Origin of the sequence: Mesorhizobium sp. B2-8-9, assembly GCF_006439475.1 — a bacterium.
Classification (GTDB): Bacteria; Pseudomonadota; Alphaproteobacteria; order Rhizobiales; family Rhizobiaceae; genus Mesorhizobium.
On the sequence record NZ_VFTQ01000004.1, the window covers coordinates 44,329 to 62,753 of the forward strand.

The window sequence follows — 18,425 nt, forward strand, 5'->3', positions numbered from 1 at the left end:
CCCCAGCAACGAGGCATTCTTTTCATGGCGAAGATCAAGGTGGCGAACCCGGTCGTCGAGCTCGACGGCGACGAGATGACCCGCATCATCTGGCAGTTCATCAAGGACAAGCTGATCCACCCCTATCTCGACCTGAAGCTGGAATATTACGATCTCGGCATCGAGCACCGCGACGCCACAAACGATCAGGTGACGATCGATTCGGCCAATGCCATCAAGAAATGGGGCGTCGGCGTGAAATGCGCGACGATCACCCCCGACGAGGCGCGCGTCGAGGAATTCAAGCTGAAGAAGATGTGGAAGTCGCCCAACGGCACCATCCGCAACATCCTCGGCGGCACCATCTTCCGCGAGCCGATCATCATGAAGAACGTGCCGCGCCTGGTGCCGGGCTGGACCAAGCCGATCGTCGTGGGACGTCATGCCTTCGGCGACCAGTACCGCGCCACCGACTTCCGCTTCCCCGGCAAAGGCAAGCTGACGATCAAGTTCGTCGGCGAGGACGGCCAGGTGATCGAGCATGACGTCTATGACGCGCCGGGCGGCGGCGTGGCCATGGCCATGTACAATCTCGACGAGTCGATCCGTGAGTTTGCCCGCGCCTCGCTGAACTACGGCTTGCTGCGCAATTTCCCGGTCTATCTGTCGACCAAGAACACCATCCTCAAAGCCTATGACGGCCGCTTCAAGGACATCTTCCAGGAGGTCTACGAGAAGGAGTTCGAGGCCGAGTTCAAGGCAAGGAAACTCTGGTACGAGCACCGCCTGATCGACGACATGGTCGCTTCCAGCCTGAAATGGTCGGGCGGCTATGTCTGGGCCTGCAAGAACTATGATGGCGACGTGCAGTCCGATACCGTGGCGCAAGGCTTCGGCTCGCTCGGCCTGATGACCTCGGTGCTGATGACGCCGGACGGCAAGACGGTGGAGGCGGAAGCCGCGCACGGCACCGTGACGCGCCACTACCGGCAGCATCAGAAGGGCGAGGAAACCTCGACCAATTCGATCGCCTCGATCTTCGCGTGGACGCGCGGCCTCGCCCACCGCGCCAAGCTCGACGACAATGCCGAGCTCAAGCGCTTCGCCGAGACGCTGGAAAAGGTCTGTATCCAGACCGTCGAGAGCGGTTTCATGACAAAGGACCTGTCGCTGCTGATCGGTCCCGACCAGCCCTGGCTCTCGACCACCGGCTTCCTCGACAAGATCGACGAGAATTTGCAGAAGGCGATGGGGTGAGGAGCGGTGCGCGAAGCGCATGAAAAGCCCCCAAATGGGCTTTTCAAGCGACGAACGCCCGGAGCCATAGCGGAGGGCCGGGCGGCATGAGAAGACCGATCCTCTACGGCGCCGACTACAGCGTTTATGTGCGCATCGCGCGGATGGCGCTGGAGGAGAAAGGCGTCGGCTACGAGCTCGTTCCCCTCGACATCTTCGCCGCAGAAGGCATCCCGGCCTGGTATCTGGAACATCACCCTTTCGGCCGCATCCCGGCCTTCGAGCATGATGGTTTTCGTCTGTTCGAGACCGGTGCGATCACGCGCTATGTCGACGAAGCCTTCGACGGCCCGGCCTTGCAGCCGGCCGACGCGCGCGGCCGCGCGAGGATGGTCCAGATCAGCGGCATGCTCGACGCCTATGGTTATCGGGCCATGGTTTGGGACGTCGCCGTCGAGCGGCTGGAGAAGACGCCGCCGGATGAGGCGCTGATTGCCGGCGGGCTGAACCAGGCTGAGACGGTGCTCAAGGCTCTGACCTCGCTGAAGGCGAAAGGACCTTGGCTGCTAGGAGAGCAACTGACACTGGCCGACCTGCATGCGGCACCGATCATCGCCTATTTCGTCAAGGTCGAGGAAGGGCGAAAGCTCCTTTCCCGCTTCCCCGTCTTGCAGGAATGGTGGGATCGTATCGTCGTGCGGGCAAGCTTCTCCAATGGGTGAGCTTTCTCGCCGCGACGCGTTGACCGTGGGCAGGATAGTCCGGGTCAACCACGCCGGCGAATTTGGAGCGATCAGGATCTATTCGGCGCAAATCCTTGTCGCGCGACGCTTTTCGCCTGATTGCGTGCCAGCTTTGTTGGAGATGCTTGGACACGAGCGCCAGCATTGTGCCGCCTTCCGTGCCGCCATGCCGGCGCGAAATTCGCGTCCATGCCGCGTGATGCAATTCTGGAGTTGGGGAGGCTGGTTGCTGGGCTTTCTCACTGCCCTGCTGGGCCAGCAAGGCATCTGGGCATGCACAGCCGCCGTCGAAGCGACAGTGCACCGCCATCTCGACGACCAGCTCTACTATCTAGCTGAGCGCGATCCCGAACTGCATGCCATTGTCCAGTCGATCCGTGAGGAAGAGCTGGCCCATCTCCATCACGCCGAGGAGCAGTTGCTGGCACCAGGCCGGCTACTATACCTCCTGCGCGCAGCGATCACCGTCGCCACGGATTGCCTCATCTGGCTGTCCACTTGGGGCGACTCCGTCAGGATGGCCCACGCCCTGAAAGCGGCGCGGCTTTGCTGACGCCCCTAACCTACGCCGCCTCCAGCGCCGCTCTCACCGCCGCGATCGCGTCATTGGCCTTCGACGCGTCCGGGCCACCGGCCTGGGCCATATCCGGGCGCCCGCCACCGCCCTGGCCGCCAAGCGCGGCAGACGCGACGCGCACGAGATCGACGGCGCTGAAGCGGCCGGTCAAATCGTCGGTGACGCCGACGACTACGCTTGCCTTGTTGTCCTCGCCGGCGCCGACAAAGACGACCACGCCGGAGCCGAGCGTCTTCTTGCCGGCATCCGCCAGCGGCTTCAGGTCCTTCGGCGCGACACCGCTGACTGCTTTGCCGAGGAAGCCGACGCCGGCGACGGTCTCGTTGGTGGGCGGAGCATCGGATACGGCCGGGCCGGCGCCAAGCGCCAGTTTCTTGCGCGCTTCCGTAAGCTCCTTTTCGAGCTTCTTGCGTTCCTCAAGCAATGTTTCGACGCGAGCCGGCACATCGGCCGGCGCGATTTTCAAGGTCGCCGCCGCGGCTTTCAGCCGCCTGTCCTGCTCGTCCAGATGCCTGCGCGCCGCCTCGCCGGTCAGCGCCTCGATGCGGCGCACGCCGGCCGCGACCGCGCTGTCCGACAGGATGCGCACCAGGCCGATATCGCCGGTCGACCTCACATGCGTGCCGCCGCAGAGCTCGACCGAATAAGGACGATTGGCCTTGGCGCCATGCAGGCCGGTGCCCATCGACACGACGCGCACCTCGTCGCCGTATTTCTCGCCGAACAGCGCCATGGCGCCCTCGGCGATCGCATCGTCGACCGACATCAGCCGCGTCGTCACCGGGCTGTTCTGCACGACGATCTCGTTGGCCATCCGCTCGACCTCCTCGAGCTCGTCGGCCGAGATCGGCTTGTTGTGCGAAATGTCGAAGCGCAGCCTTTCGGGCGCGACCAGCGAGCCCTTCTGCGCAACATGGGTGCCCAACACCTCGCGCAGCGCCTCGTGGATGAGATGCGTCGCGGAGTGGTTGGCGCGCAGCCTCGAGCGGCGGGCATGATCGACCTTCAGCTCGACGGCATCACCCGTCTTGACCGTGCCTTTGGCCACCTTGCCGAGATGCACGAACAAACCATCGGCCTTCTTCTGCGTGTCCGAGATCTCGATTGAAAAACCCTCGCCGGAAATCGCGCCGGTGTCGCCCATCTGGCCGCCGGATTCGCCGTAGAACGGCGTCTGGTTGACGACCACGGCGACCGCATCGCCTTGGCTCGCGCTGTCGATGGTCTTGCCGTCCTTGACCAGGGCTTGCACGATGCCTTCCGCTTGCTCGGTCTCATAGCCGAGGAATTCGGTCGCGCCGGTCTGTTCGCGTACCGAGAACCATACCGTCTCGGTCGCGGCTTCACCCGAGCCAGCCCAATGCGCGCGCGCCTCGGCCTTCTGCCGCTCCATCGCGTCGGTGAAGCCGGCGATATCGACCGAGATGCTGCGCTGGCGCAGCGCATCCTGCGTCAGATCGAGCGGGAAGCCGTAGGTGTCGTAGAGCTTGAAAGCGGTCTCGCCGTCCAGCATATCGCCGGCTTTGAGCGTCTCGGTCGCGTCCGAAAGCAGGCCGAGGCCGCGCACCAGCGTCTTGCGGAAGCGTGTTTCCTCGAGCTTCAGCGTCTCGGTGATCAGCGCCTCGCCGCGCACCAGCTCGGGATAGGCCTGGCCCATCTCGCGCACCAGCGCCGGCACCAGCTGCCACATCAGCGGCTCCTTGGCGCCAAGCAGCTGCGCATGGCGCATGGCGCGGCGCATGATGCGGCGCAGCACATAGCCGCGCCCCTCATTGGACGGCAGAACCCCGTCGGCCACCAGGAACGAGGTTGAGCGCAGATGATCCGCGATGACGCGGTAGGACGCCGCGTTCTCCTGGCTTGGCCCCTGCCCGAGCGCCGAGGACGCCGCGTCGATCAGATGCTTGAACAGGTCGGTCTCGAAGACGCTTTCGACGCCCTGCAGGATAGAGGCCATGCGCTCCAGGCCCATGCCCGTGTCGATCGAGGGACGCGGCAGGTCGATGCGCTCTTCCTTGCTCACCTGCTCGTATTGCATGAACACCAGGTTCCAGAATTCCAGGAACCGGTCGCCGTCCTCTTCCGGGCTGCCGGGCGGTCCGCCCCAGATGTGCTCGCCGCGATCGATGAAGATTTCCGAGCACGGGCCGCAGGGGCCGGTGTCGCCCATCGCCCAGAAATTGTCCGAGGTCGGGATCCGGATGATGCGATCGTCCGAGAAGCCGGCGATCTTCTTCCAGTAAGCCGCCGCCTCGTCATCGGTGTGATAGACGGTGACCAGCAGCTTGTCCTTCTTGAGGCCGAAACCCTTGGTGATCAGATTCCACGCAAGCTCGATCGCGCGCTCCTTGAAATAGTCGCCGAATGAGAAATTGCCGAGCATCTCGAAGAAGGTCAGATGGCGCGCGGTGTAGCCGACATTGTCGAGGTCGTTATGCTTGCCGCCGGCGCGCACGCTTTTTTGCGCGGTAGAGGCTCGCGTATAGGGACGCTTCTCAAGGCCGGTGAAGACGTTCTTGAACTGCACCATGCCGGCGTTGGTGAACATCAGCGTCGGATCGTTGCGCGGCACCAGCGGGCTGGAGGCGACGATCTCGTGGCCCTCCTTGCGGAAGTAGTCGAGGAATGTCGACCGGATGTCGTTCACGCCACTCATTGCATACTGCCTTTTTTCGCAAGAACCGCCGGCCCGGCCGGCGGCAAAATGGGCTTTGGTGTTTCAGAAGATAGATTGGCCTTTTAGCGATAGCTCTTGTGCCTGTCCAGAAACACGGAAAACAGTCGTGCCGCTCAAAACTGCGCAAACGGTTTTGGGAAAACGAGGTGCATAAACAAAGACCAAAGCGCATCGCCTGAGCGGCGCGACGCGCTTTGGGGCCGATCGGCCGGCGAGCAGCGGCTCAGCGCCGCCCGTACAACGCAAAACCGCCGGCACGAAGGCCGGCGGTTCGGGTTACGCAATACAAGAACTCGATTACATAAGCATAAGGCGATAAACCAGGATTGTGGCCGAACTCCGGCTAAGCAAACCAACTGCTCTCGGGCGCCCTCGGACCACGCGGACCCCAAAATCCCCGGGGCACGCCCTTTACAAGGCGCCGGCCTCGTCCTCGAAACCGTCGTCGCCGCCTTCGGAGCCGCCATTCTCGAGGAATTTCTCGGCGATCAGCCCGGCATTCTGGCGCAACGCAAGCTCGACCTCACGCGCCGTGTCGGGATTGTCGCGCAGGAACAGTTTTGCGTTCTCGCGACCCTGGCCGAGGCGCTGGGAATTGTAGGAGAACCAGGCGCCCGACTTCTCGATGACGCCGGCCTTGACGCCGAGATCGATCAGCTCGCCTGTCTTCGACACGCCCTCGCCATACATGATGTCGAACTCGACCACCTTGAAGGGCGGGGCCAGCTTGTTCTTCACCACCTTGACGCGGGTCTGGTTGCCGACGACCTCGTCACGGTCCTTGACCGAGCCGATGCGGCGGATGTCGAGGCGCACCGAGGCGTAGAATTTCAGCGCGTTGCCGCCGGTGGTCGTCTCGGGCGAGCCGAACATGACGCCGATCTTCATGCGGATCTGGTTGATGAAGATGACCATGGTGTTGGAACGCGAGATCGAGGCGGTCAGCTTGCGCAGCGCCTGGCTCATCAGGCGAGCCTGAAGACCGGGCAGCGAATCGCCCATCTCGCCTTCGATTTCAGCGCGCGGCGTCAGTGCCGCCACCGAGTCGACGACCAGCACGTCGATGGCGCCCGAACGCACCAGCGTGTCGCAGATCTCCAACGCCTGCTCGCCGGTGTCGGGCTGCGAGATCAAAAGGTTCTCGAGGTCGACGCCAAGCTTGCGGGCATAGACCGGATCGAGCGCGTGCTCGGCATCGACGAAGGCGCAGATACCGCCCTTCTTCTGGGCTTCCGCCACCGTGTGCAGCGCCAGCGTCGTCTTGCCCGAGCTTTCCGGCCCGTAGATCTCGATGATGCGGCCGCGCGGCAGGCCGCCGACGCCGAGCGCGATGTCGAGGCCGAGCGAGCCGGTCGGCACGGTTTCGATCTCGACCACCTGCTCGTTGGCGCCGAGCCGCATGATCGAGCCCTTACCGAACGCGCGCTCGATTTGCGACAGCGCCGCGTCCAGAGCCTTTGATTTGTCCACTGCCTTATCCTCTACAAGCCGCAAAGAATTCTGAGCCATGATACATCACCCCTTGGTCGTCAATGAAGGCCGGACAATCCGTGATCCCTGCTTGTTTTGTACCTTTTTTGTTCTCATTTGGCAAGGGGCAACAAATATCTGAAAAATAATCAATATCTGGATTTGTTCTATTTTTGTCTCACCAGGGCTGGTGCGGAGTGCAACCACCGGTCCAGAAGAGATTTCGATACCCGGCCGTCCGAATCGCAACCCCGATTGCAGGGCGACCTGAGGAAACCTAGAGCAATTGCGGTGCGTGCCGGCTTTCCGTCCAGGATAAAGACTTAGAGCAGTTCAGCGATTCCGTGAAACGCTGAACCGCTCTAGTGTGCGCGGCCGCACGATCAACGAAAGTCATCGACCCGAAATGCCGACATCCCCAACAATCCTGGCGCTTGGCGGCGCCCATATCGACCGGCGCGGCCAGGTCTCGGGCGTCTATGTGCCCGCGGCTTCGAATCCCGGCGTCATGCGCGAAGACGTCGGCGGCGTGGTTTTCAACGCGCTGCGCAGCGTGGTGAAGCGCGGCGTGTCGGCCTCGCTGATCTCGGTGCGTGGCGGTGACGCTGCGGCGGACACGGTCGCCTCGGCGATCGACAACGCCGGGATAAAAGACCTTTCGGTGGTGTTCCTCGACCGCACGACGCCGAGCTACACGGCGCTGATCGATGCCGAAGGCGAGTTGATCGTCGGGCTTGCCGACATGGCGCTCTACGACCTTGCCTTCCCCAAACAAATAAGGCGCGCCAAGGTGCGCGAGGCGATCGCCGCCACCGACGCCATCCTGTGCGACGCCAACCTGCCGACGGCCGCGCTGGAGCGTCTGCTGGCGCTTGCCGGCGGCCGGCCGGTCTTCGCCATCGCCGTCTCGCCGGCCAAGGTCGTCCGCCTGGCGCCGCTGCTCGACAACCTGTCGCTGCTCTTCATGAACCGCCGCGAGGCCGCCGCGCTGGTCGGCGCGGCGCCATCCGGCGAAACGCTCGTCGACGCGCTCCGGCGGGCTGGCCTGAACGCCGGCGTGGTCACGTCCGGCAGCGCTCCGGTGCTGGGCTTCGACGATACCGGCATCTTCGAGATCGACCCGCCCGCGCCGCGCAAGGTGGCCGACGTGACCGGCGCCGGCGACGCCTTGACCGGCGCAACCGTCGCCGCCTTGCTGCGCGGCCTGCCGCTGCGCGCAGCACTACGCGAAGGCCTTGCCGCGGCGATGCTCGCCATAGAGAGCCCGCAGGCCGTGCCGTCCTTCACGATCGCCACCTTCACGCAGGCGCTTGCCCTTGTGCCGGAGCCGCGGGAAGTGGCATAGGGCCACCACTGCCGAAGCAATCCCTTCGGATCGGAGACAGCCATGACACCTGACACCGCCCGCCCCTTCGTCGATATCCATCCGCCGGTGGCCGAGGCGCTTGCCGCCGGCCGGCCCGTGGTGGCGCTGGAAAGCACCATCATCACCCACGGCATGCCCTACCCCGACAATGGCGCAATGGCTGCCAAGGTCGAGCAGATCATCATCGACTGCGGCGCGGTACCGGCAACGATCGCCGTGGTCGACGGCCGCATCAAGATCGGCCTCTCCGACGGCGAGCGCGAATCGCTTGCCATGACGGGCGACGCCATGAAGCTGTCGCGCGCCGATCTCGGCTTCGCGGTCGCTCAAACGCGCACCGGCGGCACCACGGTTGCGGCGACCATGATCGCCGCGCATATGGCCGGCATAAAAGTGTTCGCCACCGGCGGCATTGGCGGCGTCCACAAGGGCGCTGAGAAAAGCTTCGATATCTCGGCCGACCTCGACGAATTGGCGCGCACGCCGGTCATCGTCGTCTCGGCCGGCGCCAAGGCGATTCTCGACATCGAAAAGACGCTGGAAGTGCTGGAAACGCGCGGCGTACCGGTTATCGGCCATGGCTGCGAGACGATGCCCGCCTTCTGGTCGAGGCAGTCGCCCTTCCGCGCACCGCTGACCCTTCATGCGCCGGAAGACATCGCGCATTTCTACCGAACGCGCCAAGCGCTGGGCCTGGGCGGCGGCATCCTCGTCGCCAACCCGGTGCCGCAGAATGACGAAATCCCGGCCGCCGAGATGGACGGCTACATCCAGGCCGCGCAAAAGGCGGCCGAGGCGCTCAACGTCACCGGCAAGGCGGTGACACCGTTCCTGCTGTCGAAGATCCTGGAGCTGACCGGCGGCCGCAGCCTCAAGACCAACATCGCGCTGGTCGAGAACAATGCGCGGCTGGCGGCGGAGATCGCCAAGGCGTTGTAGGCACGCGCGGCGAAGGCCCCCCTCACCCGGATTGCGTCCCCGCCCTTCGTCCCGCTTCATAAGCCCGCCGCGCCCACACCGCCATTTCGTCCGGATCGTCGAAGGCCTCGTCGGGAATGCTCCAATAGGGCATCGCCACCTCCTTGCCGTGGCGCGAGCCGGTATAGGTCCATTGCTTGCAGCCGGCGGCTTCGAAGTCGGGAATTGTTTCCTCGTCCGCCTTGAGCATCAGCTCGCCGCGTACGACGACCGCGACGATGACGCCGTCGCAATAGATGCCCTTGCCGCCGAACAGTTTTCGGATGGCGATCGGTCCAAGGCTTTCGAACAGTTCTTCAAGACGCGCATTATCCATGCCGCGATCATCTCATCCGTCATCGGCCTTGTCATCGCCGCAACCAAAAGCATGCTGACAGGTTGAAACCTGGAAACGGAGTTCCCGCCATGCCTGTCCTGCTCAAAGGCTCCTGCCGCTGCGGCGCCGTCCGCTTCGAGGTGGAGAGCCACACGCCCGTGCCGTTCATGCTCTGCTACTGCTCGATCTGCCGCAAGCAGCAGGGCGGCGGCGGGTTCGCCATCAATCTCGGCGCCGACTACGAGACGCTTGATATCAGGGGCAAGCGCAGCCTCGGCGTCTATCGCGCCGAAATCGAGGATGACGAGCATCCGCATTGCGAGGTCTCGACCGGCGAGCGCAATTTCTGCAGGAAATGCGGCGCAGCACTCTGGCTCTACGACCCGACCTGGCCGGAGCTCGTGCATCCCTTCGCCTCGGCGATCGACAGCGACCTGCCGGCACCGCCGGAAAAGGTGCATCTGATGCTGAAATACAAGGCGAACTGGGTCGAGCCGGTCGTCGGCAAGAACGACAAGGTATTCGACGTCTATCCGGAGGAATCGATCGCCGACTGGCACAAGCGGACAGGGATGTGGGTGGATTAGCGACAGGAGGCCGAAATGAACCTCACGACGCACAAGAAGTTCAAAGGCGATCGTTTGATGCCTTGGGGCAAGGGCACGGTCGTCTCGGACGCCAAGGGATATGTTTTTCTGTCCGGCAACACCGCCACCGTCGACGACTACGATCCCTCGAAACACCAGGGCGGCGCTGTCGGCGACGCGGCAACGCAGTGGCGCGAAATCCTGGCCAACATAAAGTCGGATCTGGAGGAACTTGGCAGCTCGCTTGACCATTTGGTCAAGGTGACGTTCTACGTCAAAGGACCTTTTCCGTCCGGCGGCGTCCTCAGCTCACCAAACTTCCGCCTGGACGTGCTGGACGAATTCTTTGCCGAACATTGCCCGAAGCACTGCAGCTACAACAACCCGCCGCCATCGGAGGTGATCGGTGTCGCCGCCCTGGCGCAGCCTGACCTCGTCGTCGAGCTTGTTGTCATCGCCGCGCTGCCGGACTGAGTGGAAGCGCTGGCGGGCCTGGTCAGGCCGAGGCGCGTGCCTCGGCAAGCGCCTTGAGATCGGCCGGCTTCAGCTCGACGGATTCGCCGCAGCCGCAGGCCGAGCTCTGGTTCGGATTCTTGAAGGTGAAGCCGGTGCGCAGCGTCGTCTGCTCGAAATCCATCTCGGTGCCGAACAGGAAGAGCGCGGCTTCCGGCGCGACATAGACATGCGCGCCGTCACGCTCGATATGGTCGTCCTTGGGATTCGGCTCGGTCACAAGGTCAACCGTGTACTCCATGCCGGCGCAACCGCCCTTCTTGATGCCGAGCCGGATGCCATGCGCGCTATCGCGCGCAGCCACGATCTCGCGCACGCGGTCGGCGGCCTTTTCGGTCATCGTGATGACGGCGAAGCGTCCCATATTTTTCCTACTCCATTCCATGCAGGTTCAAGGCCTGCCCGAATGATTCTCACCTAAAATGGTGAAGTTTTACAACTGGCGCAAGGGTATCGGCCTCAATACCACCCGACCGCGACCTGCGCCTCTTCCGACATGCGGTCGGGCGTCCATGGCGGATCGAACACCATGGCGACCTCGACGCCGGACACGCCCTCGACGGCGCCGACGGCGTTCTCGACCCAGCCAGGCATCTCGCCGGCCACCGGGCAGCCCGGCGCGGTCAGCGTCATGTCGATCTTGACTGACCGGTCGTCCTCGATATCGATCTTGTAGACGAGGCCGAGTTCATAGATGTCGGCCGGGATTTCCGGGTCGTAGACCGTCTTCAGCGCCGAAACGATGTCGTCGGTCAGCCGCGCCAACTCGTCGGCGGGAATCGCCGAGGCCGAAACGATGCCGTTGGCGACCGTTTCCGGCGCTTTTTCCGCGGTGGTGCTCACGTCGTCCATCATCGTCACCCGAAGAACTTTCGCGCCTTTTCCAGCGCCTCGGCCAAAGCGTCCACTTCGGCCCTGGTATTATACATGCCGAACGATGCCCTGCATGTGGAGGTGACGCCGAAGCGTTTCAACAGCGGCTGGGCGCAATGCGTTCCGGCCCGGACCGCGACACCTTGCCGATCGATCACCATCGACACATCATGCGCATGGATACCCTGCAATTCGAACGAGATGATGGCGCCCTTGCCGGGCGCGTCGCCGAAGATGCGCAGCGAGTTGATGGCGCGCAGCCGCTCATGCGCGTAAGCCTTGAGGTCCGCCTCGTACGCGGCGATCCGCTCACGGCCGACCTTCTCCATATAGTCGAGCGCGGCGCCCAGGCCGATCGCCTGGACGATCGGCGGCGTACCGGCCTCGAAGCGGTGCGGCGGCTCGTTGTAGGTGACGATGTCTTCCGTCACTTCCTCGATCATTTCGCCGCCGCCCATGAAAGGCCGCATCTCTTCCAGCCTGTCCTTCTTGCCGTAGAGCACGCCGATGCCCGACGGGCCATAGACCTTGTGGCCGGTGAAGACGAAGAAATCGCAGTCGAGATCCTGCACATCGATCGGCATGTGCACGGCGCTCTGGCTGCCGTCGACGAGGACAGGAATTCCACGCGCATGCGCGATGCGCACGATCTCCTTGATCGGCGTCACCGTGCCCAGCGCATTGGACATATGGGTGATGGCGACCAGCTTGGTGCGGTTGCTCAGGCGCTTTTCGAATTCCTCGATGTGGAAGGCGCCGAGATCGTCGACCGGCACCCAGACGAGCTTCGCGCCCTGCCGCTCGCGGATGAAATGCCAGGGCACGATGTTGGAGTGGTGCTCCATGATCGACAGCACGATCTCGTCGCCCTCGCCGATCCGCGGCATGCCCCAGCCATAGGCGACGGTGTTGATCGCCGATGTGGTGTTGGAGGTGAAGACGATGTTATCGGTGCTCGGCGCATTGAGAAACCGCCGCACCGACTTGCGCGCATTCTCATAGGCGTCGGTCGCGGCGTTCGACAGGAAATGCAGGCCGCGATGCACGTTGGCGTATTCCTGGGAATAGGCGTGCTGGATGGTGTCGAGCACCACCTGCGGCTTCTGCGCCGAGGCGCCGTTGTCGAGATAGACCAGCGGCTTGCCATAGATCTGGCGCGACAGGATCGGGAAGTCGCGGCGGATCGCCTCGACATCATAGGGAGTGGTTTCGATCTTCTGGTCCATTTCGAAGTCCTTGTCGGCCGAAGCCGCGATCCTTCCAACACCCCTCATCCGTCTTGGCGCTTCGCGCCAATCCACCTTCTCCCACAAGGGGAGAAGGTTAGGCGCTAGCCGTGCGTCGAAAACCAGCCGTCGAGCCGCGCTTCCAGCGCTTCGACCAGCGCCTCGTCGTCCAGTTCCTCGATCACTTCGGCGACGAACGCCTTCACCAGGAGACCCCGCGCCGACTTCTCGTCGATGCCGCGCGCCATCAGGTAGAACAGATGGTCGTGGTCAATCTCGGTGACGGTGGCGCCATGGCCGCAGACGACGTCGTCGGCGAAGATCTCCAGCTCCGGCTTGGTCGAGAACTCGCCGTCGTCCGACAGAAGCAGCGTGTTGCAGGCCATCTTGGCGTTTGTCTTCTGCGCGTATTGATGCACGTTGATGCGGCCCTGGAAGACGCCGCGCGCCTTGCCGGTTACCACGTTGCGGATCACTTCGGTCGACGTGGTGTGCGGCACGGCATGGTCGAGCACCATGGTCACATCGGTGTGGGTGTCGCCGGCGAGAAGATTGATGCCGCGCAATTTGAAGTCGGCGCCCTCGCCGGTCGTCCTGACGACGACCTCCTGGCGAACAAGCCTGCCGCCGGCGTTCATCACGAACAGCGTCAGCTTGGCGTCCTTGCCAATATGCGCCTTGAACTGGGCGAGATGCGTGGCCGTGTCCGGCTGTTCCTGCACGATCAGCCAGGTCACTTCCGCGCCGTCGCCGATCATGAGCTGGCTGACCGAAGAGGCGAGCGCCTCGTCGCCCTCGCCTGCCTGGCGCTCGACGACGACTGCCTTGGCGCCGGCCCCGACACGCGCCAGCAGCCGGACATGCGACTGGCCGCCGGCCTGCAGGTTCTGCAATTCGATCGGCATTTCCAGCTCGGCGCCGTCGGCGATATCGACGAAATAGCCGTCGGCGACGAAAGCCGTGTTCAGCGCGCCGATCGCGTCGTCGCTGCCATAGGGATCGAGCCCGGGCGCGACGCTGCCGTCGGTCAGCTTCTCCGACAGGCGCTGCACCGTCACGCCGCCGATCTCCGGTAGCTTCGTCTGCGAGACGCCGTTCAGCACCGGCAGGACCGCCGACCCTTCAAGAACGGGCGCAAGCGTCTTTGTGACGGCGCCGGCCTCGAAAGCCGGCACCGAAGTCAGCAGCCGGCGCAGGTCCGTATAATGCCAGGATTCGACGCGGCGCGTCGGCAAGCCGTGCTTGATCGCCTCGATCGCATCGTCGCGCTTGACCATCACCGCGCCGTCGCCGGGCAGCAGCGACAGCCGCTCGCCGAAGGCGTCGATCAGCGCCGTCTCGGCCAAGGTCCGCTGGGGCTGTGCATGCATGTTCATGACTTTTGCCTCGACCGCTCCCATGTCACGCGGCTTGCCCGATCACGCCGGCATAGCCATTGGCCTCGAGATCGAGCGCCAGCGACTTGTCGCCCGACTTGATCACCTGGCCCCTGTAGAGCACGTGCACCGTATCAGGCACGATGTGCTCGAGCAGGCGCTGGTAGTGGGTGATGACGACGATGGCCCGGTCCGGCGAGCGCAGTGCGTTGACGCCGTCCGAGACGATCTTCAGCGCGTCGATGTCGAGGCCGGAATCGGTCTCGTCGAGCACGCAGAGTTTTGGCTCGAGCAGCTTCATTTGCAGGATCTCGGCGCGCTTCTTCTCGCCGCCCGAGAAGCCGACATTGAGCGGCCGCTTCAGCATGTTCATGTCCATGTTGAGCGAAGCGGCGGCGTCCTTCACGCGCTTCAGGAATTCCGGGATCTTCAACGGCTCCTCGCCGCGCGCCTTGCGCTGCTCGTTCATCGCCACTTTCAGGAATTCCATGGTCGCGACGCCCGGTATCTCCATCGGATACTGGAAGGCGAGGAAGATGCCGGCGGTGGCGCGCTCGGCCGGGTCCATTTCGAGGATCGACTGGCCGTTATAGAGGATGTCGCCCTCCGTCACCTCATAGTCCTCGCGGCCGGCGAGGATATAGGAAAGCGTCGACTTGCCCGAGCCGTTCGGCCCCATGATGGCGGCGACCTCGCCGGCTTTCACCGTCAGATTCAGGCCGCGGATGATCTCGGTGCCGTCGTCGACGATGCGGGCGTGCAGGTTTCTGATCTCAAGCATTGTTCTTTTCTCTAGTTAACTCGCCAGGGGGTGAGGGCAAACTTCCCCTGATCGTCCAAGTGGATCCATTCACCGAACTCCATAGCCAAATCGATCACGTTGTGCACATAACTGTGCCGGACCTTAAGATCGGCGGATTTGCTCGCCTCAACGGGATCGACTTGGGTACGAAGCCTACGGCCATTTAGAAAAATTGATTCATCGACAAAGTAGAAGAACGTCATCCTGAAGTTGCCGGTGTAGTCACCACCAAACCGCTCTGCGGCTTGTCCGTGATCATAGTCGAAACCTAGCGATTTCAACCTATCGTACCAAGTAAGACAGGTTCCCTTTGCAGGCAGATAGTTGCTGACAAGGTGCAACGTATCCACGTCAAATCTATCTTCCCGCTTGGTAGCGGATTTGGTAGCCACGCTGGATAAACCACCCAGTGTACCGCTCACGTAGTCGGGCCATTCCCGCCATTCCCCCCACCACGAGGTGCTGTGAAAATAGCTTAGCTCAGATGCGTCTACGCCTGACCGGAAAGCGCAGAATTGACGCCAAATTTCTATGAAAATCCGTTCCCGGCCTCCGAAATCCGAGGCAGGTCTTCCAGCCAGGGACGAAAACCACGCAGCCATAGGAGATTCAACGTCTTGCTGAACCCCTTCCGAGCTTTGCAGTGCCGCCGTTTTACGGCCGAAGAGTTTCACCCCACGCTCCCCTCTAGGCTGATTCCGATCAGCTTCTGCGCCTCGACAGCGAACTCCATCGGCAGCTGCTGGATGACGTCCTTGACGAAGCCGTTGACGATCAGCGCGATCGCCTCTTCCTCGGGGATGCCGCGCTGCATGACGTAGAACTTCTGGTCCTCGGAGATCTTCGAGGTCGTCGCCTCGTGCTCAAACTGCGCCGTCGAATTCTTGGCTTCCATGTAAGGCACGGTGTGCGCGCCGCACTGGTCGCCGATCAGCAGCGAATCGCAATTGGTGAAGTTGCGCGCGTTGGTCGCCTTGCGATGCGCCGAGACTTGGCCGCGATAGGTATTCTGCGAAAAGCCGGCGGCGATGCCCTTGGAGATGATGCGGCTCGACGTGTTCTTGCCGAGATGGATCATCTTGGTGCCGCTATCGACCTGCTGATAACCGTTCGACACCGCGATCGAATAGAACTCGCCGCTGGAATCGTCGCCGCGCAGGATGCAGCTCGGATATTTCCAGGTGATGGCCGAACCGGTCTCGACCTGCGTCCACGAGATCTTCGAGCGATCGCCGCGGCAATCGCCGCGCTTGGTGACGAAATTGTAGATGCCGCCCTTGCCCTCGGCGTCGCCGGGGTACCAGTTCTGCACCGTCGAATATTTGATCTCGGCATCGTCGAGCGCGATCAGCTCGACCACCGCGGCGTGCAGCTGGTTCTCGTCGCGCTGCGGCGCCGTGCAGCCCTCGAGATACGAGACGTAAGCCCCCTCCTCGGCGATGATCAGCGTGCGCTCGAACTGGCCGGTGTTCTTCTCGTTGATGCGGAAATAGGTCGATAGCTCCATCGGGCAGCGAACGCCCTTGGGCACGAAGACGAACGAGCCGTCGGTGAACACTGCCGAATTCAGCGTCGCGTAGAAATTATCGGAGGTCGGCACGACCGAGCCGAGATATTTTTTCACCAGCTCCGGATGCTCGCGGATCGCTTCCGAGATCGAGCAGAAGATGACGCCCGCCTGCGCCAGTTCCTTCTTGAAGGTGGTGACCACCGAAACGGAATCGAACACGGCATCGACCGCGACGCGGCCCGATTTATAGACGTTGTCGCTGGCTTCCTCGAGCTCCGAGGCATCGGTCTTCTGCACGCCGGCCAGGATTTCCTGCTCCTTGAGCGGAATGCCGAGCTTCTCATAGACCTTGAGCAGTTCAGGGTCGACCTCGCTCAGCGACTTCGGCCCCGGCGTGCTCTTCGGCGCGGCGTAGTAGTGGATGTCCTGGAAGTTGATCTTCGGATAGTGGACGCGCGCCCAGGTCGGCTCTTCCAGCGTCAGCCAACGGCGATACGCCCCCAGACGCCATTCCAGCATCCAGTCCGGCTCATCCTTCTTTGCCGAGATGAAACGAATGATGTCTTCGCTAAGGCCCTTGGGGGCCTTGTCCATCTCGATCTCTGTCTGGAATCCATATTTATACTGGTCGACGTCGATCTTTCGAACCCGATCGATCGTCTCCTGCACAGCAGGCATAAGCGTTCTCCATCCACGCCGGGGTCAAGGCCCGGCAGTTTTCAAACTATGGCACCGCCGAAATCGCGTCCCAGGGAGGGACTCGCGGCGGAGTAAGTTTCATATAGTGCGTGTCCGCCGGAAATTCACCCGGCCAGGACAAAACGCACGGCTCTACCAGGCCCTAAAGCCTGAATTCGTTTTCGAGCAGCGGAAATCCGGGAAACGCGAGGCGTTTCCCGCTCCGATGCTTTGCCGCGTCAGGCGGCTTCTTCCTTGCCCGCCCGGCGCGCGACGATGCCGGCCAGCGCCGCCCGGAACGTCGCGATATGCTCGGCGCCTGTCGCATGGCCGATCGAGACGCGCAAGGCGCCCAGGCTGTCGCCATGCCCCATCGCCTTGAGCACATGGCTTGGCCCGACCTTTCCCGACGAGCAGGCTGAACCCGCAGACAGCGCGACGCCGGCGAGATCGAAAGCGATCTGCGCCGTTTCGGCCTTGACGCCGGGAATAGCGAAGAATGTCGTGTTGGCAAGCCTGGGAGCGCCATTTCCGAAGATTTCCGCGTCCGGCGCGAGGTCGCGCACGATCGCCTCGACCTCGTCGCGCCGGCTCGCGATGGCGTCCATGTCGGCGAGACTGGCCAGCGCGACACGCGCCGCGGCGCCGAAACCGGCGATCCCGGCGACGTTTTCCGTGCCGGCGCGGTGGCTCTTCTCCTGGCCGCCGCCATTGATCAGCGGGCGCGGCATCATCAGGTCGGATGCGGCCACGATCGCGCCGACACCCTTCGGGCCGCCGATCTTGTGCGAGGACAGGATCAGATAATCGGCATAAGGAATTGACATATCGAGCGGAATCCGCCCGGCAGCCTGCACGGCGTCGACGACCAGCGCCCCGCCGGCGGCCTTGACGATCTCGCCGATGCGCCCGATCGGCTGGATAACGCCGGTCTCGTTGTTGGCGGCGTGGATCGCCACCAGCGGCAGACCAGCGGCCTTGTCATGCGCGGCAAGCGCGGCGGCCAGCGCCTCGATATCGGCAATGCCGTGCCGATCGACGCCGATCTTCGTAACCTGCGCCGCCGCGAAGCGTCCACCATTCAGTATGCAGGGATGGTCGGCTTCCGAGACGTAGAGATGGCTCATGCGGATAGCCCCGCGCCCCATCTGCCAGTCGGGCGTAAGCAGCGTCGAGGCGGCTTCGGTCGCGCCGGACGTGAAGACAATATGTTCAGGCTTGGCATTGACCAGCCGCGCCACGTCGCGGCGCGCGTCCTCGACCAGCCGGCGCGAGCCGCGCCCTTCCGTATGGACCGATGACGGGTTGGCGGCATCGAGCGCGGCGACCATCGCTGCCCGCGCTTCCGCAATGAGCGGCGCGCTGGCGTTGTAGTCGAGATAGGCGCGGATTGCGGCCATTTTCGCTCAGTTCATCCTTCCGCCGACTATCCCGCGAGGATAGCGCGTTATTTCCTTGAAATTGCAAGGCAAGCCGTCCTATTTACCCGGCTTGCGGCGCGGGCGGCCGGACCATCGG

General features: G+C 63.3%; 18 protein-coding genes. 7 read left to right on the forward strand and 11 right to left on the reverse strand.

The window, feature by feature from the left end; all coding sequences use genetic code 11:
- Positions 1-24 precede the first annotated feature (24 nt).
- The 3 genes from FJ423_RS06395 (at position 25) to FJ423_RS06405 (ending at position 2,511) form a co-directional block, all read left to right on the forward strand.
- Complete coding sequence (locus tag FJ423_RS06395) at positions 25-1,236, forward strand: NADP-dependent isocitrate dehydrogenase (protein ID WP_095765188.1); 1,212 nt, start codon at positions 25-27, stop codon at positions 1,234-1,236.
- Positions 1,237-1,322: 86 nt separating this feature from the next.
- Positions 1,323-1,937 (forward strand): glutathione S-transferase family protein, encoded by a 615-nt coding sequence (locus FJ423_RS06400; protein ID WP_140840184.1) that lies wholly within the window; start codon positions 1,323-1,325, stop codon positions 1,935-1,937.
- The gene (locus FJ423_RS06405) at positions 1,930-2,511 is read left to right on the forward strand and encodes a demethoxyubiquinone hydroxylase family protein (protein ID WP_140840186.1); all 582 of its coding nucleotides are present in this window, start codon (positions 1,930-1,932) and stop codon (positions 2,509-2,511) included. The genes FJ423_RS06400 and FJ423_RS06405 overlap by 8 nt, the downstream gene beginning before the upstream one ends.
- Positions 2,512-2,521: 10 nt before the next feature.
- Here FJ423_RS06405 and alaS read toward each other — a convergent pair whose 3' ends face one another.
- Complete coding sequence (gene alaS, locus FJ423_RS06410) at positions 2,522-5,191, reverse strand: alanine--tRNA ligase (protein WP_140840188.1); 2,670 nt, start codon at positions 5,189-5,191, stop codon at positions 2,522-2,524.
- A gap of 432 nt (positions 5,192-5,623) precedes the next feature.
- Positions 5,624-6,721, reverse strand: coding sequence for a recombinase RecA (gene recA, locus FJ423_RS06415; protein WP_095765184.1), 1,098 nt, complete (start codon positions 6,719-6,721; stop codon positions 5,624-5,626).
- 367 nt (positions 6,722-7,088) lie between these two features.
- Between recA and FJ423_RS06420 the strand changes: the two genes are divergently transcribed.
- Both FJ423_RS06420 and FJ423_RS06425 read left to right on the forward strand, forming a co-directional pair.
- Entirely contained in the window at positions 7,089-8,027 is a 939-nt protein-coding gene (locus tag FJ423_RS06420; RefSeq protein WP_140840190.1) for a carbohydrate kinase family protein, read from the forward strand.
- A gap of 42 nt (positions 8,028-8,069) precedes the next feature.
- Positions 8,070-8,987 carry a pseudouridine-5'-phosphate glycosidase gene (locus FJ423_RS06425; protein WP_140840193.1) on the forward strand — a complete coding sequence of 306 codons (918 nt, stop codon included), beginning with the start codon at positions 8,070-8,072 and terminating at the stop codon, positions 8,985-8,987.
- Positions 8,988-9,009: 22 nt separating this feature from the next.
- On the opposite strand, the gene FJ423_RS06430 is transcribed toward FJ423_RS06425, so the two are convergent.
- Positions 9,010-9,342, reverse strand: coding sequence for a TfoX/Sxy family protein (locus FJ423_RS06430; RefSeq protein ID WP_140840194.1), 333 nt, complete (start codon positions 9,340-9,342; stop codon positions 9,010-9,012).
- An 89-nt stretch (positions 9,343-9,431) separates the two neighbouring features.
- Between FJ423_RS06430 and FJ423_RS06435 the strand changes: the two genes are divergently transcribed.
- Both FJ423_RS06435 and FJ423_RS06440 read left to right on the forward strand, forming a co-directional pair.
- Positions 9,432-9,929 (forward strand): GFA family protein, encoded by a 498-nt coding sequence (locus tag FJ423_RS06435; RefSeq protein WP_140840196.1) that lies wholly within the window; start codon positions 9,432-9,434, stop codon positions 9,927-9,929.
- Between the two features lie 15 nt (positions 9,930-9,944).
- Positions 9,945-10,403: a RidA family protein gene (locus tag FJ423_RS06440; RefSeq protein ID WP_095765180.1), complete on the forward strand. Its 459-nt coding sequence runs from the start codon at positions 9,945-9,947 to the stop codon at positions 10,401-10,403.
- Between the two features lie 22 nt (positions 10,404-10,425).
- Here FJ423_RS06440 and sufA read toward each other — a convergent pair whose 3' ends face one another.
- The 8 genes from sufA to FJ423_RS06480 all read right to left on the reverse strand — a co-directional run bounded on the left by sufA (position 10,426) and on the right by FJ423_RS06480 (position 18,307).
- Positions 10,426-10,806: a Fe-S cluster assembly scaffold SufA gene (sufA, locus tag FJ423_RS06445; RefSeq protein ID WP_140840198.1), complete on the reverse strand. Its 381-nt coding sequence runs from the start codon at positions 10,804-10,806 to the stop codon at positions 10,426-10,428.
- A 95-nt stretch (positions 10,807-10,901) separates the two neighbouring features.
- Complete coding sequence (locus FJ423_RS06450) at positions 10,902-11,294, reverse strand: SUF system Fe-S cluster assembly protein (RefSeq protein WP_140840200.1); 393 nt, start codon at positions 11,292-11,294, stop codon at positions 10,902-10,904.
- Positions 11,295-11,299: 5 nt separating this feature from the next.
- A complete protein-coding gene (locus FJ423_RS06455) occupies positions 11,300-12,541 on the reverse strand; it encodes a cysteine desulfurase (protein ID WP_140840202.1) in 1,242 nt (413 codons plus the stop codon).
- Positions 12,542-12,645: 104 nt separating this feature from the next.
- A complete protein-coding gene (sufD, locus tag FJ423_RS06460; RefSeq protein WP_140840204.1) occupies positions 12,646-13,917 on the reverse strand; it encodes a Fe-S cluster assembly protein SufD in 1,272 nt (423 codons plus the stop codon).
- A gap of 25 nt (positions 13,918-13,942) precedes the next feature.
- Positions 13,943-14,698, reverse strand: coding sequence for a Fe-S cluster assembly ATPase SufC (gene sufC / locus FJ423_RS06465; protein ID WP_140840206.1), 756 nt, complete (start codon positions 14,696-14,698; stop codon positions 13,943-13,945).
- An 11-nt stretch (positions 14,699-14,709) separates the two neighbouring features.
- A complete protein-coding gene (locus tag FJ423_RS06470; RefSeq protein ID WP_140840209.1) occupies positions 14,710-15,393 on the reverse strand; it encodes a hypothetical protein in 684 nt (227 codons plus the stop codon).
- Positions 15,390-16,907, reverse strand: a complete 1,518-nt coding sequence (sufB, locus tag FJ423_RS06475) for a Fe-S cluster assembly protein SufB (RefSeq protein WP_140840211.1) — start codon at positions 16,905-16,907, stop codon at positions 15,390-15,392. Before sufB ends, FJ423_RS06470 begins: the two co-directional genes overlap by 4 nt.
- A gap of 239 nt (positions 16,908-17,146) precedes the next feature.
- A complete protein-coding gene (locus FJ423_RS06480; RefSeq protein WP_140840212.1) occupies positions 17,147-18,307 on the reverse strand; it encodes a cysteine desulfurase family protein in 1,161 nt (386 codons plus the stop codon).
- Between the last annotated feature and the right edge of the window lie 118 nt (positions 18,308-18,425).

Bases quoted from the DNA above. Each gene is read 5' to 3' on its own strand.
- sufC (WP_140840206.1), bottom strand. From the start codon at position 14,698: ATGCTTGAGATCAGAAACCTGCACGCCCGCATCGTCGACGACGGCACC.
- FJ423_RS06400 (WP_140840184.1), top strand. From the start codon at position 1,323: ATGAGAAGACCGATCCTCTACGGCGCCGACTACAGCGTTTATGTGCGC.
- FJ423_RS06425 (WP_140840193.1), top strand. From the start codon at position 8,070: ATGACACCTGACACCGCCCGCCCCTTCGTCGATATCCATCCGCCGGTG.
- FJ423_RS06435 (WP_140840196.1), top strand. From the start codon at position 9,432: ATGCCTGTCCTGCTCAAAGGCTCCTGCCGCTGCGGCGCCGTCCGCTTC.
- sufA (WP_140840198.1), bottom strand. From the start codon at position 10,806: ATGGGACGCTTCGCCGTCATCACGATGACCGAAAAGGCCGCCGACCGC.
- sufD (WP_140840204.1), bottom strand. From the start codon at position 13,917: ATGAACATGCATGCACAGCCCCAGCGGACCTTGGCCGAGACGGCGCTG.
- alaS (WP_140840188.1), bottom strand. From the start codon at position 5,191: ATGAGTGGCGTGAACGACATCCGGTCGACATTCCTCGACTACTTCCGC.
- recA (WP_095765184.1), bottom strand. From the start codon at position 6,721: ATGGCTCAGAATTCTTTGCGGCTTGTAGAGGATAAGGCAGTGGACAAA.
- FJ423_RS06395 (WP_095765188.1), top strand. From the start codon at position 25: ATGGCGAAGATCAAGGTGGCGAACCCGGTCGTCGAGCTCGACGGCGAC.
- sufB (WP_140840211.1), bottom strand. From the start codon at position 16,907: ATGCCTGCTGTGCAGGAGACGATCGATCGGGTTCGAAAGATCGACGTC.
- FJ423_RS06420 (WP_140840190.1), top strand. From the start codon at position 7,089: ATGCCGACATCCCCAACAATCCTGGCGCTTGGCGGCGCCCATATCGAC.
- FJ423_RS06405 (WP_140840186.1), top strand. From the start codon at position 1,930: ATGGGTGAGCTTTCTCGCCGCGACGCGTTGACCGTGGGCAGGATAGTC.
- FJ423_RS06480 (WP_140840212.1), bottom strand. From the start codon at position 18,307: ATGGCCGCAATCCGCGCCTATCTCGACTACAACGCCAGCGCGCCGCTC.
- FJ423_RS06450 (WP_140840200.1), bottom strand. From the start codon at position 11,294: ATGGACGACGTGAGCACCACCGCGGAAAAAGCGCCGGAAACGGTCGCC.
- FJ423_RS06440 (WP_095765180.1), top strand. From the start codon at position 9,945: ATGAACCTCACGACGCACAAGAAGTTCAAAGGCGATCGTTTGATGCCT.
- FJ423_RS06455 (WP_140840202.1), bottom strand. From the start codon at position 12,541: ATGGACCAGAAGATCGAAACCACTCCCTATGATGTCGAGGCGATCCGC.
- FJ423_RS06430 (WP_140840194.1), bottom strand. From the start codon at position 9,342: ATGGATAATGCGCGTCTTGAAGAACTGTTCGAAAGCCTTGGACCGATC.